The sequence below is a fragment of the Citricoccus sp. NPDC055426 genome, from assembly GCF_040677445.1.
Lineage (GTDB): Bacteria > Actinomycetota > Actinomycetes > Actinomycetales > Micrococcaceae > Citricoccus.
Window position 1 is genome coordinate 57428 of sequence record NZ_JBFARZ010000016.1, and the last position, 14122, is coordinate 71549.

The window sequence follows — 14122 nt, forward strand, 5'->3', positions numbered from 1 at the left end:
CGCGGCCGCTGCGGTCGCTGCCGGCGGACTATCGGTTGGGGGCTCCTGGCCGGCCTCGTTGGGCTGGGGGCCTGGTGCGGGTTCGGGTGATTTCATCAGCTCCGGGGGCCGGTGCGGTTCCGGCACGGAGGGCTTCGAGTGCGTCGCGTAGGTATGGGAGGGAGAATTCGACGTAGCCTCGGCCGGCCGGGTGGATCAGCTCGTCGTGGATCAGTCGTTCTCGGTAGACCGATTGGTATCGGCGTTCTTCTCCCATGCGTGTGGCGATGTCTGCGACGCGGGAGGGACCGTCGTCCTCGAGCATGGCGTTGAGGTAGTCGAGCTTCCTGCCGCTGATTTCGCGGAGTGCGGGCCGGTGGACGTTCTTGACCATCTCGCGGATGACGTCGGCGCGGACCTGCTCGACGTCCCCGATCTCGATGGTGTCGGCGGTGCCGGCATGGGTCCAGGCGCGGGCTCCGACGAGCTGGATGAGGTATGGGTAGCCCTGGGAGACTTCTCCGGCGCGCACGGCGGCTTCGGGAGTGATGGTCTTGGAGGTATCGGCCACGGTTTGGCGGATGGCTTCGGCGGCGGTGCCGATCGGTACGCTGCTGAGCTCGATGAGGTGGGCTCGGCGCAGGAAGGTGGTCTTGTCGTTCTCCAGCAGGTCGTCGAGACCTGAGCGGATGCCGGCGGCGACGAACCCGACCTGGTGTCTGCGGCGGGTGAGGTCTTGGACGTGTTGGGTGACCTCGTGCAGTTGCGCGGGGTCGACGGACTGCAGCTCGTCCAGGGTGATCAGTAGGCCTGCGCCGGCGGCGTCCAGGATCCCGGCGATCCGATCGAGGAGACGGCCGAGGGGCGGGGCTTCGCCGTCGTAGCGTTCCACGACGTCCCGCTGGGCGGAGACGCCGGAGAGTCCTGCGCCGGTCAGACGGGACCGTTCGGCTTGAGGGTCGCTCTCACGGAGGTGTTCGACGACCTCGGCCCGCAGTTCGGCCACGAGCGAGCTCGAAGCGGTGTGCAGGGTGATGCAAGTCCACCCCGCGTCGGTGGCGACGGCTTCGAACTCGGTGAGCAGGACGGTTTTGCCTGCGCCTCGGGTTCCGGAGATCAGGACGTTCCGTTGGCCGGGCAACTCACCGGCCACGGCCTGCTCGAACTCGCGGATGACGCTATCCCGGCCGGCGAGGATGGCCGGGCTCTGCCCGAATCCGGGGGTGAATGGATTGCTAACAGCTCCCATGAAGTGCCCTTGTCTTGTTCGACGTTGTTAGACATCATCGGCTTGTTGGACAGTGTTAGTCAATTTAGGGTGGCACCTCAGCTTCCCCCTGGACCATTTCCAGTGATCGAGACGACCGGACGGCCGCCCGAGTACAGCCCTCCCCTCTTCGATGTCTCGCATCGGGGCCGGCTACACTGTTACTTACAGACCCTGTGACTCACAGAGTCTGTTAATTCCAGACTCTGTGAGTCCCGGACTGCGGTGAGTTTGCGGCTCGCCCCGGTCTCTCGATCCAAGGTATCTGCCCACACCAGCAGAGCAAGGTTGGTCGATCGCTGGCGGGGACCAGGCTGGTCAGCCCTCAGGGCTGAGTCCCAGCGATCGGAAAAGTGCGGCCTCGGTCGTGCCGTTGAGCTCATCGCGTCGCTCAAGCAGCAGGCCGATGGCAATCCGGATGAGAGTGTTGTCGGTGATCCTCTCCCCCCGTCCCTTACGGGCCATGTTCAGGCTGCGGGCGATGCTGCTGAGCTGGTCGGCCTGGGTTTGAGCGATGCGCGCTTCCTTGCGCATGAAGGTCAGGTATCGCGGACCGTCGGCGCTGTTTCCGGTACCCACGTCACCCGTTTCCCGGGCCAGGGTCTCGGCCGCATCTTCCGGCTTGCCCGGCTGAGGGTTGGACTGAGGTTCAGTTTCGTCGACGCTCGGCCGGGGCTTCTTCGGGCGGGCCCGCTCGGTTTTCTCAGGGCGGGTCGTGATATCTGGTTGTGAGGCCGGCGTCTTGGTGGCCTCCAGCAGGCTGCTGAGGTCGTTGCCCATGTCGGTCATGCGTGCTCTGGCCATCAAGCTGTGCCTCCCCGGGTTGCTTTATCGTCGGTTTTCCACTGTTTGCGCAGGGCCTTCAGGACGTCGCGATAGTCTCCGGAGGCCTTCTCGCTCATGCGGTTCCTTTCGTAGCCGGTGACCACGGTGCCATCGATGGAGGCGCGTTCGTGGACTTTGTAGGAACGCACGTATGGCTCCAGGACGGTGAGCTGCAGCCCGGTAAGCAGCTCGCGGGTGTCTTCCACGTCCCGGGGAACTCTCGGGTCGGCGCGGGTGAGTAGGACCGAGTAGGAGGTGCCCGTCGGATCGACCACGTCCTTCCAGGTGCGCACGAGGGGGCGCACGGCCATGGCGGTGGGTTCGGTGGGCAGGATGACGTGGTCGGAGTACTCTGCGATCTTGCGCAGCAGCTCAGCATTCTGAAGGTTTCCGGGGGTATCGACGACGATGAGGTCGAAGTTCAGGGTGCGCATTCTCCCGAGGTCTTCGGGATTCTTCGCGGTGACGATCTGGAAGGCCAGCTCGTTGCCTGATTCCTCGGCCGCGCTCCCCCAGTCCACGGCTGATCCCTGTGGGTCCAGGTCGACCACCAGGACCCGTTCGGTTTCCGCGGCCAGGGCGGCCAGGGCCATGACGGTGGTGGTCTTGCCGACCCCGCCCTTCTCGTTCACGATGGCGACGATTCTCACGCGATCCTGCCTTCGGTTCAGTGGGTATAAGTCATAGACTTAGGATGTTACAGACTCCGTAACTCACGACCTCTGTACGTTCCGGAGTCTGTAACTACGGCTTTCAGGTAGCCCAGGAGTTCGGGACTCCGATAGTTCCAGACTACGTGCGGCGCATGCGGTTCGCGAGGACCGACACTCCGCGCTTTACGGAGTTACAGACCGCGTGGGTTACAGACTCTGTATCTTCCGGAGTGCGCAGGCCTGTAACTCTGTGACTTCGGATCTCCGGAGGTGAGTCCAAGGTCCGGGTCTGTCGTTCCAGCATTTGTGGAGCACCGCGGCGCGGGTGGGACTGGTGGGGGAGCGTTGTCTGAGAAGTCGTTCAAGCGGCGGCGAGGGACGCCGCCCGACGCCTTGGACGCGGTTCGACGCTGGGTGGCGCAGTGGCGCTTGATTCAAGGTGCTGGCGCGCACGCCGGTAGTCGGCCTGCCCATCGGGCCGGCGGGGATGGGCACCGAAGACGTTTGTGGCCAGCTCGGGGACGAGTATGAGTTGCCCGAGACCGGCCCGGCGTGAAGATGCGGTTCGACGTGGTGCCTGCATCCATTCTGATTCGGCTTGCCACCATGCCCAGAGTTCTCGTTCCAGCCGGTACAGGGCGGAGCGTTGGGCAAGGCGGCCATCGACCTCGAGGTGCTTCGCGGCGGCGTTGCGTCGGTCGTGGCGGGGCCGACGCCACCCGGTAGGGGAGTGGAGCAACAGGCCAAGATCGGTCATCCGATCGAGGAGAGTTGCTGTGCGAAGAAGGGGTGTGCCCAGTTCTGCTGAGAGCTGGGCGAGGCTCCGGGGTATATGGGTGGTTCTGGCGTAGAGGTTTCCGGCTAGGTGGCCGAGGCCGGGTCCTGGGGTGAACGCGTCGTGGGTGGACGCTTGGAGCCGGTGGGTCAGCTGGGTGAGCAGGGCGAGTCTCTCCGCGGCCCCGGCCCCTACGGGGCGCGGGACCGCTTGTGACCCACCTTGAGGGATACTGCTGTGGATAACGTAGTGGGGGTTCAATTTCCAGATGGTGGCTCGGGATCCTTCTGCCTCGCGGACCTTCGTGATCCAGCCATCGGCTGAGAGGCGGTGCAGTGCCCTGCGGGCTGTTTCCCGGCCTACTCCGGCCAGGAGGCCGAGGCGGCGGATGTCGGCTTCAAGGTCGAGGGTGAGCGCCTGGAGTGCCAGGACGGAGAGCACGTCCAGGACTCTGCGCTCTGTGGGGCCTGGGCCGTGGGCCCAGCGTCCGGTGGCGCTGTCGGCGCGGTCCTGGACGTCTCGGACGTGGGCCGCAATAGCGTCGGCGCGGCCGTCGAAGGTGGGGTCATCGCCGATCTGGCGGGGTGTGGTGGCCACGTGGGTGACTGCTTTGGCCCATTGGCGGGCCAAGATTCCGGCGGACTGTTGGCGGGTGTGGGGGATCCGGCTGGTGCCGGTTCCGGAGGCGACGCGTTCAGTACGTACGTGTTCCATCCCCGGTCGGTTGACCAGGGCCGCGACGTCTGCGTGGCGCCAGCGGGCGGAGGCGGCACCAATGAGGATGCGCCAGAGGACGGCGGAGGCATTGCCGCTGGCGGCGTCTTCCTGCAGGACTTGGGCGCTGGCCACGGGTAGTTCCCGTCGGGGTCCGGGCAGGTAGGGGTGTCCGTGTTTGTCTAGCGGCAGCGGTCCGCCTGGGTCGAGTGGTCCGGCCGGTTCGGAGGCCCCGACATGAGCGGCGAGTTGCTCGACCAGGCGCGTCACCTGGGCGGCGGTTCCAGTGGGGGACAGTAGGTCATTCAGATCGCCGGTGAGGATCGTGGATTCCCCACCCGCCCGGTGTGGAGCCCCTGGGGGGCGTACGCACCCGGTGGCGGGGTTGGTCAGGGGGGCCAAGTCAAGGCTGGGGCACAGATAGCGAGTGAGACGTGCCAGGGTGGCCACGGTGTCCGCGTCGACACTTTCGGTGAGGGCGGCCCAGACGTGGCGGCCGCCGGAGGGGCCGGAGGCGCAGACGACGGGGGAGAGGCCGGCGTCGTGGAGGAGGCCGACGATAGTCTCAGCGTCGCGAGCGGCGCCCTGCGCTGTATCCGGGGTCTTCGCGTCGAGATCAAAGGCCAGCAGTCGGTAGCGGTGATCGGTGCCGGCCAGATAGACGGCCCAGGGGCTCGCTGGAGGGGCCCCGTTGGTGCGCCGGTGATCGCCGTACTGATTGAGGATGACACCGGTGGCGTCGGAGACGGCAACGCGCACGCTCGGGCGTGGGCTGAGGGCGCGTGTGAGCGCCCACGCAGCGTGACACGCCGTGGCGACTTCTCCACGGCTTGAGGGTATGGCTATAGTGGGCAACAGACCTCCAGAAGCGTCTTGGCGGACGCGGAAGGTAAAGCCCCTGACCCGGGAGCGTGGCAACGGTTCGGATCAGGGCAATGGAAAGTTCATATTCGCTGGAAGGACCCGTTGGCGCGGGTCCTTCGGCGTTTAAGCGCTTAGATCTTCATCAGCTCGCCTTCTGGAGTTCTGAGAACTCGGCCATGGTCTGGCCGGAAGCATGCTCGGGGTCGTTCTGGTCGAGGAAAGCGATGACGAGTTCGGCAACGAGGTCAGACCGGGTGTGGCCCGTCTGTTTCGTATACATCTTGAGTTTGCGGTCGTAGTCGACGGGGATACGTCCTGCGATGAGGGCGCGGTCGCCACTGGGGTGCTTAAGCCTTCCCATGACTCTTCACCTTTCTCCTTTGCAAGCCTTTCGAGCTGACCTCCCCAGCAAACCGGATAACTGTTAATGGTGTCGGCAGACACGCCGTAAACGTGCTGAAGTGCAGACTCAATAGCTGTAGTCATGGATCTCGTTGTCCTCGGTGAACTCGAAGTAGTAGATCCGGGGTTGGGTTCCTTGTTCTTCGGGAATGTCCCCGCCGTCGGGGGAGTCCCATGTCCAGGTTGCGGTGATGGAGACGCCATCCTCGGTCAGCTCGGTGGCTTTGTTCAGCTCGATGGTGGGCACGGAGGTCGCGTCCCGTTCGGCGGCTTCGAGCCATTCGGTGCCGGTGGCTGGGCGCTCCGGGGCGATGACCTGTTCGGCCCGTGCCTCGGTCATCAGGTGGCGAGCCCGCAGTTCGGCGGCGGTGCGGTTGAGGTCCCTTGCAGGATTCCAGGTGGTCATCAGGCGAGCCGCCTCCACGGCCGCCTCCTGGCGGGCACTGATCGCCGCATCCGTTTCGGTGGGAGTGCTGGGCCTGGGGGAGGCGGGCGTGGTTGTCGGCACCGGGTCGTCGTTGGCCAAGGGCTGGGTGAACGCCAGGGCCAGTCCTGCACCGAGGAGGACGGCGGCGACCGCGATGATTAGGGGCAGGGACCAGGTGCGTCTCATAGCGCGATTCCCTTCTGGGTCAGGAGGGGGAAGGGGTCCAGGGCGTGGGTGTAGGTGGGGCGGGAGTCGTCGGCGTCGGGGGCGTTGATCTGGAAGTGCAGGTGGGCCCGGGCGGAGTTCCCGGAGGATCCTTCCGTGCACAGGGCCGTGCCGGCTGCGACGGTGTCGCCTTGCCCGACCTGGTGAGAGTCAGGGGCGCAGTGGTGGAACTGGAAGACCAAGCCGGGTTCCTCGGTCATGCGACCCACGATGTAGTCGCCCTGGTACTGGTTCGAGCCCACGCTCGTGACGCGCATGTCGGCTGGGGCGAGGACGGTGGCTCCACCACCGGTAGAGAAGTCCAGGCCGCGGTGGGTGGAGACGAATTCGTTGCACTGGACGCCGGCGACGCATCCACGGAAGCCAAAGCCGCTGGTGAGGATGCCTCCGGGCAGCGGGTGGGCCCAGGTCCCGGTGTTTAGTTCGCCCAGCACGGCACCTCCCAGCGGCGTGCAGTCGGCGGAGAAGTCCAGCTGGGCCCTCTGGTTGATCTTGCGCACGTAGTCCTGGGTTTCCGGGAAAGGTGGGATACCGCGATGCTGGAGCACCGCTCCGGGGCCGGCGTTGTAGGCCGCCAGGCTGAGGTCGATCCGCTCGGCCTCGGTGGTGCCGAGGTGCTGGACCTCAGCCCGGATCGCCTTCAAGTACCGGCCGAGGGCGGCAATGCCGGCCAGCGGGTCGAAGGGATCGGCGCCCGCCCCGTAGGCCTCCCAGGTGTCAGATCTGAACTGGGCAATTCCTTGGGCGCCCGCGGGGGATCGGGCTTCCGGGTTCCACCCGGATTCTGCCTGAATCTGGGCCGCGACCAGTGCGGTGGGGACGCCGGCATCGGTGGCGGCATCGGTCACGGCCTGGCGGTACTGCTCGGGGATCCCTCCGGTACTTCCACCGGTTGGGACGCAGCCGGCGTGAGCGGGCTGGGCCTGGTTGCCCATGGTCATGAGCAGCACCGGGATCATGATCAGCAGCCCCAGCACGGCGGCCGCGATACCGGCGGGTAGCAGAGTGCGGGAGTTGTCCATGGTGGGTGGCCTTAGAAGCCCTTGGCGACGGCCGCGGCCGCGGCCAGCCAGGCCCGCTGGGTGGCTGGGCGCAGGCTGTCGTAGCGGATCAGTCCCCGTACCAGGGCCGGGTCGTAGGGAACCCGGACCACGGAGCGCACCAGGGGCGCGAACCCCTCGGCGATCCGTGCGGCCTCGTCACGGGCCTTCTTCAGCGCGTCGCCGCCCAGGCCGCGGCCGGCGTCGGTGGACTCGGAGACCACAACCACCGCGCCCCGGGCCAGGTCGGCGTCGTGGCCGCCTCGGGACTCCAGGGTCTGCAGGGTCAGCCGTGCGGCCTCGGCGCGGTCCTCCATGGCAGTGACCGGCACGACGAGCTGGTCGGTGTGGTCGATCATGCGGCGCCAGTTCGCCGATCGGGCGGTGTTGCCGGAGTCCATAATGATCATCCGGTAGAACCGGGACGCCACCTGGTGGGCGAGGTCGACGTCCTCGGCGGTGACCTCGTGGTCGCCTTCGTCGTTCTCGTCTGAGCGGAGCACGTCGTACTTGTCGGCCGGCTGGTGGTGGACGAAGTGGGCCAGGTCTGCGGTGGAGGTCTCCGGGGAGAGCAGCCGGGTGGAGGAGTCCACCAGGTCCAGCACGGAGGCGGTGTGCGGACCCTGTTCTGATCTCCATCCCAGGGTGCCCTGCGATTCGTTGTTGTCCCAGGCCAGTACGGGCCCGCCGCCGTAGCGGGCGAACACCGCGGACAACAGGGCGACGGTGGGGGTCTTGTTCGCCCCGCCCTTGCGGTTGACCACGGCCACGGTCCGCGGGCCGGGCCAGTGCTGCGAGACGGTCCGGACGTCCTCACGTTCGGCGAGTTCCGCGGCCGAGGGTGGGATGTGCAGGCCGAGGGTGTTCATCACGGCCCTCCAGCCCTGACTGGCCGGCTCGGTGGTCGTGTCGGGCAGCAGGAAGGTGGTGTCCCTCAGGCTGCGCCGAGGAACATCCTGCCCGGCTGCAGGTCGTGCGGCTGCTGGCGCGGCCGGCGCCGGTCGTGGATAGATGTTGGCGGTCTTCGAGGCCGGGGCCGTGGGGGAGGTGAGGGGGTTGGCCCGGCGGGAGGTCGACTGGGTCGCCGTCGCCGCGCGAGCCGGTGTGGGCGCCGGTGCCGCCGTGGGTGTGACGGTGGGCGGGGCGTCATCCGGTACGAGCTGGCTGGCGTCGGGGGCTTTCTGGGGCGTGGTGGTGGGTTCGGGGCGGTGCTCGAGCTGGTCCACGGTGCCGTTGGGGTCGACGACCAGCCAGGTGGCGGGGACGTCGTCGGTTTCGACGGTGAGGCGGGTGCCGTCGCGGCGTGCGCGACGGACCAGGTGTTCGACCAAGGTGTCGATCAGCTGACCTCCGGGCGGGCAGCTCACCTCGGTGCGCTCCGTGTCGTCGTGCAGTACGGCGCGGGTGGGGGAGAGCATCTGGATCTGGATCATCACTTCTCCTGGGAAGTCTCGGCGTGCTCGGAGCGGTAGAGCACGGTGGTGTCGAGGGTCTCGGTGACGACGTAGGCGGCGTTGCCTGTCACCAGATCCGGGGCAGGGTCCTCGTCGGTGAAGGTGTCCCAGGGAACGGGCACCGAGTCCAGGGAGCCCAGGTCGAGGCTGGCCGGGTCGGTGCGGTCCGCCAGCCCGTAGGCGGTGGCGCCATCGAGGGTGGACGTCTCATAGCTGCGCAGGGGCCGCAGCAGGGGGTCCTCGCCCAAGCTCAAGGCCAGGGTGGCGAAGGCCGCTGTCCGGGCCTCGGGGTCGACGATGGGCGGATGTCGTTGTTCGGGGGCCCGGGGGATCGCAGCGGTGGTCAGGGTGGCGCCGTCCTTGACATTGATGATGGCCATCGCGGTGCCGCCGGCGTCGGTGTCCCAGCCCAGCAGGGCGTGGTCGGCCTCGAGCATCCACGACAGGCTCGGTGCGCCGGTGGCTCCGGCCGGTGGCGTGTAGGGCTTCTGTCCGGCCACGGTGCCGTCCTCGGTGACGGTGTAGAGGCCGGAGTCGGAGGCGGTGATGATCTGGTTCTGCCCGGTGACCGTCAGGGCCCGGGTGCCGGCGGGGATGACGACGTCGGTGAGCTGGCTCCCAGCCGCGGGGATGCCCACGATCCAGTGCTCCTTGGCCACGAAGGGGCGTTCCCCGCGAACTTCGGCACGCCATCCCTGTTCGAGGGGCAGGGAGGTGGCGACAACGGTGGATCCATCTTCGGGGGTGCGCAGATCCCAGACGCGCAGCTCGTTCCCAGCCTGGGCGACGAGTGAATCGGTTCCCGCCCAGTCGGTGTGGACGGCCCCGGTGAGGTCGTCCGGGGCGGAGGTGCCCCGCCAGACGGGCTTACCGGTGTCCGGGACTCGGGCGGTCAGGGTGTCGTCCGGGTCGGTCGAGAGGATATGACCGGTGTCCAGGACCGTCACATCAGAGCCTTCGGCCACCGGCACAGACCAGGCCGAACGGGGCGAGAACTCTCCGGGCAGGGCGATGGGGATCTGCTGATCGACTCCGGGGACCTCCCACACCGGCGCGGCGTCGCTGCCGGTCAGGGCCACGACTGCAGCCACACCGATCCCGCCCAGGGCAAGACCACCGATCGCGCACGCTGCGATCAACGGCCAGCGACTCCGCTGGGTGCGGGCCGGCTGATCGATCTCGGGCTCGGTCACGGTGGTGTCGAAGACCTGCCCGTCGGCGGTGACCACCATGTCCCAGGCCTCACCGGTGGAGGAGAGCACCCGGACGCGCACGGCGTCCAGGGAACTGTCCTGGACCTGGCGCACCACAGCGGAAATGGCCGCCTGCCGGTAGTCATCGCCCGGGGACACCTCGACCGGCACCGCGTTCAGCTCGGACCGCTCGGCTTCCTCGTCCAGCCGGAGGGTCAGGACCGGGAACCCCGGAACCGCCTCCACATCGAAATCTGTTGTGCCGTCCATGCCCCCCCCGAGGTGAAACGTCAGTCTTTGAGCTGGTCTGCTTCCAGCAGCCACTCACGCAAGTCGGAGCGTTGAATCCGGCGCAACCTGGGGCCCACCGAGATCACTGTTAGCCCCATGGTGTTAATCCACCGCAACACCGTGTTCTGACTGACCCGCATCAGCTCAGCCACCTCATCGGTGGTCAGCAGATCCGGATGTCCCTCCAGCAGGGAATCAACCGCCTTAGGATCATTCATCTTCACACTCCATAGTCTCATCACGATTCTTTGCGCGCGTCAAGCCCCAAAACCTCCATAGACGCACGACACGTCGTTGACGCAGAGGGGCTTGGGTGTCTATGTTGACTGCATTGGCCTTTCACATGCTAAGGGGATGAGCAGAGATGGCCCAACGGGGGAACCCTCTTATCGTCGCGCCCAAACTACCTAGTCAGGGCTCGGCGGACGTTATTGACGACTCCTTCGATGAGGACGTCATCTACCGGGGTCCGGCTTCACCCGAAGAGGTCACCGTCACGGCGGACCCGGATGAGACGCCGTGGCTGCAGAACACCGTGACGGACTTCCGGCCGGTGACGGTGTTCGGGCTGCATGGGGGAGCGGGGGCCACCACGGTCGCCTCTCTGTTCGGGGACGACGGCTTGGATGCCGGTCTGGGCTGGCCGGTCCCGGGCGGGTGGACCCGCCCCTTGCCCACGCTGGATGTGCTGGCCGTTGCCCGAACGCACTACGCCGGGTTGGCGGCCGCTGAGGCCTTCACCAACCAATGGGCCACCGGCCGACTGCCTTCCAGTTCCCGCCTGCTGGGACTCGTCCTCGTGGACGACGGCCCCACCCTCACCGACGGACAGAAGACGGCCGTCAAGAGACTCCTGCGCAAGACCCCCCGTGGCGCCCAGGTGCCCTGGGTGGAGTCCTGGCGGCAGGCGCCGCCAGACCACGAGCGGTTGCCGCGCAGGCTGGCCAAGATCATCAACGCGTTTCGCACCCACCGATAAGGAGAACCCACCATGCTGATGGACCTCATGGCCACTGCCTCGACCTTCTACAGCGTCATCCCCAACCCGACACCGGAGCAGCCGCCGGGGACCGAGGGGATCTCGACCTTGTTGAACTGGATCAGCTGGATCGTCATCGTCCTGGGTGTCGCCGGTTTCCTTGCCTCGGCGGGTTCATTGGTGTTCGCGGCCTTCACCGGACGGGAGATCCAGGGCCTGAAGGGCCTCGCCATCGCGATCATCGTCTGCGGGCTCGCCACCGGCGCTGGGGCGATCATGCGCGTCTTCGTCTAAGGCACATGCAGTAGCGAAGACACCGAGCGGAAGGGGCCAGCATGGCCAGGAACAACAATACGAACTCGGACCGAGGCGGGCTGGGCCTGGGGTGGTGGGTCTCCGGGGGACTGCTGGTGGTGCTGATCGTCGGCATCATCGTCGGCGTGGTCCTCTGGCCACGGGACACCACCGCAGCTCCGGATGAAACCGCTCCGCCCACGACACGGCCGACCAGCACAGCACCGACCGAATCGGCCACCCAGGCCGGAACCACTTGCGAGACCAACAACGCCGACCAGTCCGTCCCAACCGAGGCACCAGAGACCACCTGGAAGACCCACCCGTTCCAAGTGCTTGTGCCGACCTCGGAGACGTACGGTCCAAGCACTCAGGACGGCAACCTATGGTCCTGCTTTGAACGCTCGCCCACCGGCGCCGTCTTCGCCGGCCCGAACTTGCTGTCCGCCATATCCATGGGCGAAGACGACGCAGCTGTTCCCGGTCCTGGCCGCGACGACATGTTGGAAACAAACGCCGGTGCCAGCGCCGATTTCGAACGCCCAGTCTTCGAAGGCTTCCGTGTTCTCGCAACCGACGAGAACGCAGCCACCATCGACTACTGGGTTACAGCCGGAGGCCAGAACATCTCAATGGGCCTAGATCTGGTGTGGGATGAGGAGGCAGCCGACTGGCGACTGAACCTCGAGACCCCCGGCGACCATCCTCGTGTCGGAGTCCTTGAGGACACCGCGCCATACGTCCGGTGGAGGTGACAAGAAGCGGTGGCCAACTGCTCTGCAATCGACCCGCTCTGCTTGATCGGGGACGCCGCTAACTCTGCGTTCGGGGCCATGGTGGAGGGCCTCTATGACGGGGCCGTGGAGATGGCCAAGATCATCGGCACCTGGTGGATGGAGGTCCCTCCACCGAATCTGGATTCGGTGGGGTTGTCCCTGCTCCAGCAGGACTTGAGCTGGTTCGTGTGGGTCTTCGCGGTGATCGGATTCTTCATCGGCCTCATCCGCTTAGTGATGACTGAGGATGTGCGCTCCGGCGCAGTGAACCTGGGCAAACCGATCGTGAACCTCGTGCTGGCCACGGGGGTCTACATGGCCGCGGTGCCGATCCTGCTCACGGCTGGGGACGAGACGGCCCGATGGTTGCTGGACCGTTCCACTGAGGGCGATTCCTCCATGGAAATGCTTATCCCCTCGACGGGGGCTATGGCGAGCAACTATGGCGTCTCATTCGTGGTGTACCTGCTGATGTTGCTGGGGTCGGTCGTGAACTTCATGTTCATGATCTTCCGGAACCTGATGCTGGTGATCCTGATGGCCTTCATCGCCCTGCTGGCCGCCGCTTCCGGTACGGAGTCCGGCAATCAGGCCTGGCGCAAGGCCAACGGCTGGCTGATCGCCTTGTTGCTGTTCAAGCCGGTCGCCGCCGGGATCTACGCCCTGGGGTTCCGGATGATGATCGACGACACCGACCTGACCCAGACCTCCGATCTAGGAGCCGGACTGGTCTCGGCCCTCACCGGGCTACTGGTCCTCGTCTTGGCGGCGTTCGCCCTGCCGGGGTTGATCAAGTTCATCGTCCCGGCGGCAGCTGCTGGCTCGGGGGGCTTCTCTGGTGGTGCGGCCCTGTCCGGGGCGGCAGGAGTCGCCGCCGGTGCTGCCGTCCTGGCCGGCGGCATGGGGGCCGGGATGGCCGCCCGTGGCGCGGGGGCGGCCACCGCTGGCGGTGCTGGGGGAGGCGGAGCCTCCGCGGCAGCGTCTGGCGGTGGCCAGGCAACCGGGGGCACGGCTGCCAGCGCGGCGTCCTCGAGTGGGACAACCGCCGCGGGGGCTTCAGCGACAACCGGTGGGTCAAGCGGCAGTGCTGCTGGCGGGGTCAGTGCCGGCGCAGCAGGTGGTTCTCCTGCTGGCGGGACCACCACCGACAGTGGCTCCGCCTCCACCTCCGCCAGCGGCAGTGCGTCGACAGGTACCTCCGCAACACCCGGATCGGAGGGCGGAACCGGCCAGGCGGCCTCCGGTACTGGATCTTCCTCCGCTGAGCAGACCGCTGGAACGCCGGCCACAGCATCATCTGGTGCCGGTGCGGCTCCTGGGGCGCCGGCAGCCTCCGGCGCGACCGGCCAGGACGGCGGCACCGCGCAGGGCGGGAGCCGGTGGGCCGAGGCCATCAACCGGGTAACTCAAGGCAGTCAAGCTGGATCCCAGGCCGCGCAAGGGGCGCGGGTGGACCGGACCCTGGACGACGAAGGAGAGCAGCCATGAGCACCTCCACCGACGATGTTCGCATCGAACCCCAGGTGTTCGGCAACCTCACCGTGCCCCACCGCTCCGGGCTGGGCGGACTCTCGATGGGAGTCAGCCTCTCCCTGATCCCGGTCGTGTTGCTGGGCATCCTCTTCATGGCCACCGGCCGCTGGTACCTCGCCTTCAGCCTGGTGCTGTTGGCCACGGTCGGCGTGCTGCTGCTGAAGGTGACCAAACGCCATGGACGCAGTATCTACGGAAGGATCGGCTTGAAGCTCTCACAGCGCATCAAGGAGAAAAACGGCCGCGACCTGTACCTGGCCGGCCCCACCGGCAAGGGCACCCCCGACGGGGCCACCCGCCTACCCGGACTGATGGCCCGCTCCGAACTGGCCGAGTTCACCGACTCCTACGGCAACCCCTTCGGACTACTGCGTACCTCGGGGGCCGGGGTGCACCACTACTCGGTCGTCATCGAGGCCCACCCCGACGGC

The 14122-nt window shown here is 67.0% G+C and carries 14 protein-coding genes; 5 read left to right on the forward strand and 9 right to left on the reverse strand.

Annotated features, from left to right (window positions below; translation table 11 throughout):
- Positions 1-28: 28 nt before the first annotated feature.
- From AB0K08_RS16290 to AB0K08_RS16330, 9 genes are all read right to left on the reverse strand, one after another.
- The gene (locus AB0K08_RS16290; protein WP_363356265.1) at positions 29-1228 is read right to left on the reverse strand and encodes an ATP-binding protein; all 1200 of its coding nucleotides are present in this window, start codon (positions 1226-1228) and stop codon (positions 29-31) included.
- A 336-nt stretch (positions 1229-1564) separates the two neighbouring features.
- On the reverse strand, positions 1565-2035 hold the full coding sequence (locus AB0K08_RS16295; RefSeq protein ID WP_363356267.1) for a hypothetical protein: 471 nt from the start codon (positions 2033-2035) through the stop codon (positions 1565-1567).
- Positions 2036-2049: 14 nt separating this feature from the next.
- The gene (locus AB0K08_RS16300) at positions 2050-2721 is read right to left on the reverse strand and encodes a ParA family protein (protein WP_363356269.1); all 672 of its coding nucleotides are present in this window, start codon (positions 2719-2721) and stop codon (positions 2050-2052) included.
- A 2498-nt stretch (positions 2722-5219) separates the two neighbouring features.
- The gene (locus tag AB0K08_RS16305) at positions 5220-5438 is read right to left on the reverse strand and encodes a hypothetical protein (RefSeq protein WP_309817726.1); all 219 of its coding nucleotides are present in this window, start codon (positions 5436-5438) and stop codon (positions 5220-5222) included.
- Positions 5439-5546: 108 nt separating this feature from the next.
- Positions 5547-6092, reverse strand: coding sequence for a hypothetical protein (locus AB0K08_RS16310; RefSeq protein ID WP_363356271.1), 546 nt, complete (start codon positions 6090-6092; stop codon positions 5547-5549).
- Entirely contained in the window at positions 6089-7153 is a 1065-nt protein-coding gene (locus tag AB0K08_RS16315) for a peptidoglycan DD-metalloendopeptidase family protein (RefSeq protein WP_363356273.1), read from the reverse strand. The genes AB0K08_RS16310 and AB0K08_RS16315 overlap by 4 nt, the downstream gene beginning before the upstream one ends.
- Positions 7154-7164: 11 nt before the next feature.
- Positions 7165-8604 carry a chromosome partitioning protein ParA gene (locus AB0K08_RS16320; RefSeq protein ID WP_363356275.1) on the reverse strand — a complete coding sequence of 480 codons (1440 nt, stop codon included), beginning with the start codon at positions 8602-8604 and terminating at the stop codon, positions 7165-7167.
- Complete coding sequence (locus AB0K08_RS16325) at positions 8604-10088, reverse strand: hypothetical protein (RefSeq protein ID WP_363356278.1); 1485 nt, start codon at positions 10086-10088, stop codon at positions 8604-8606. The genes AB0K08_RS16320 and AB0K08_RS16325 overlap by 1 nt, the downstream gene beginning before the upstream one ends.
- A 20-nt stretch (positions 10089-10108) precedes the next feature.
- Entirely contained in the window at positions 10109-10327 is a 219-nt protein-coding gene (locus tag AB0K08_RS16330; protein ID WP_363356296.1) for a helix-turn-helix domain-containing protein, read from the reverse strand.
- A gap of 146 nt (positions 10328-10473) precedes the next feature.
- On the opposite strand from AB0K08_RS16330, the gene AB0K08_RS16335 reads away from it, so the two are divergent.
- The 5 genes from AB0K08_RS16335 to AB0K08_RS16355 form a co-directional block, all read left to right on the forward strand.
- Positions 10474-11088, forward strand: a complete 615-nt coding sequence (locus AB0K08_RS16335; protein WP_363356280.1) for a DUF6668 family protein — start codon at positions 10474-10476, stop codon at positions 11086-11088.
- Between the two features lie 12 nt (positions 11089-11100).
- Positions 11101-11382 carry a hypothetical protein gene (locus AB0K08_RS16340; protein WP_363356282.1) on the forward strand — a complete coding sequence of 94 codons (282 nt, stop codon included), beginning with the start codon at positions 11101-11103 and terminating at the stop codon, positions 11380-11382.
- Between the two features lie 41 nt (positions 11383-11423).
- Entirely contained in the window at positions 11424-12137 is a 714-nt protein-coding gene (locus tag AB0K08_RS16345) for a hypothetical protein (protein WP_363356284.1), read from the forward strand.
- Between the two features lie 78 nt (positions 12138-12215).
- Positions 12216-13646, forward strand: coding sequence for a hypothetical protein (locus AB0K08_RS16350; protein ID WP_363356286.1), 1431 nt, complete (start codon positions 12216-12218; stop codon positions 13644-13646).
- On the forward strand, positions 13643-14122 hold a 480-nt coding region (locus tag AB0K08_RS16355), incomplete at its 3' end, for an SCO6880 family protein (protein WP_363356288.1). The genes AB0K08_RS16350 and AB0K08_RS16355, both read left to right, overlap by 4 nt.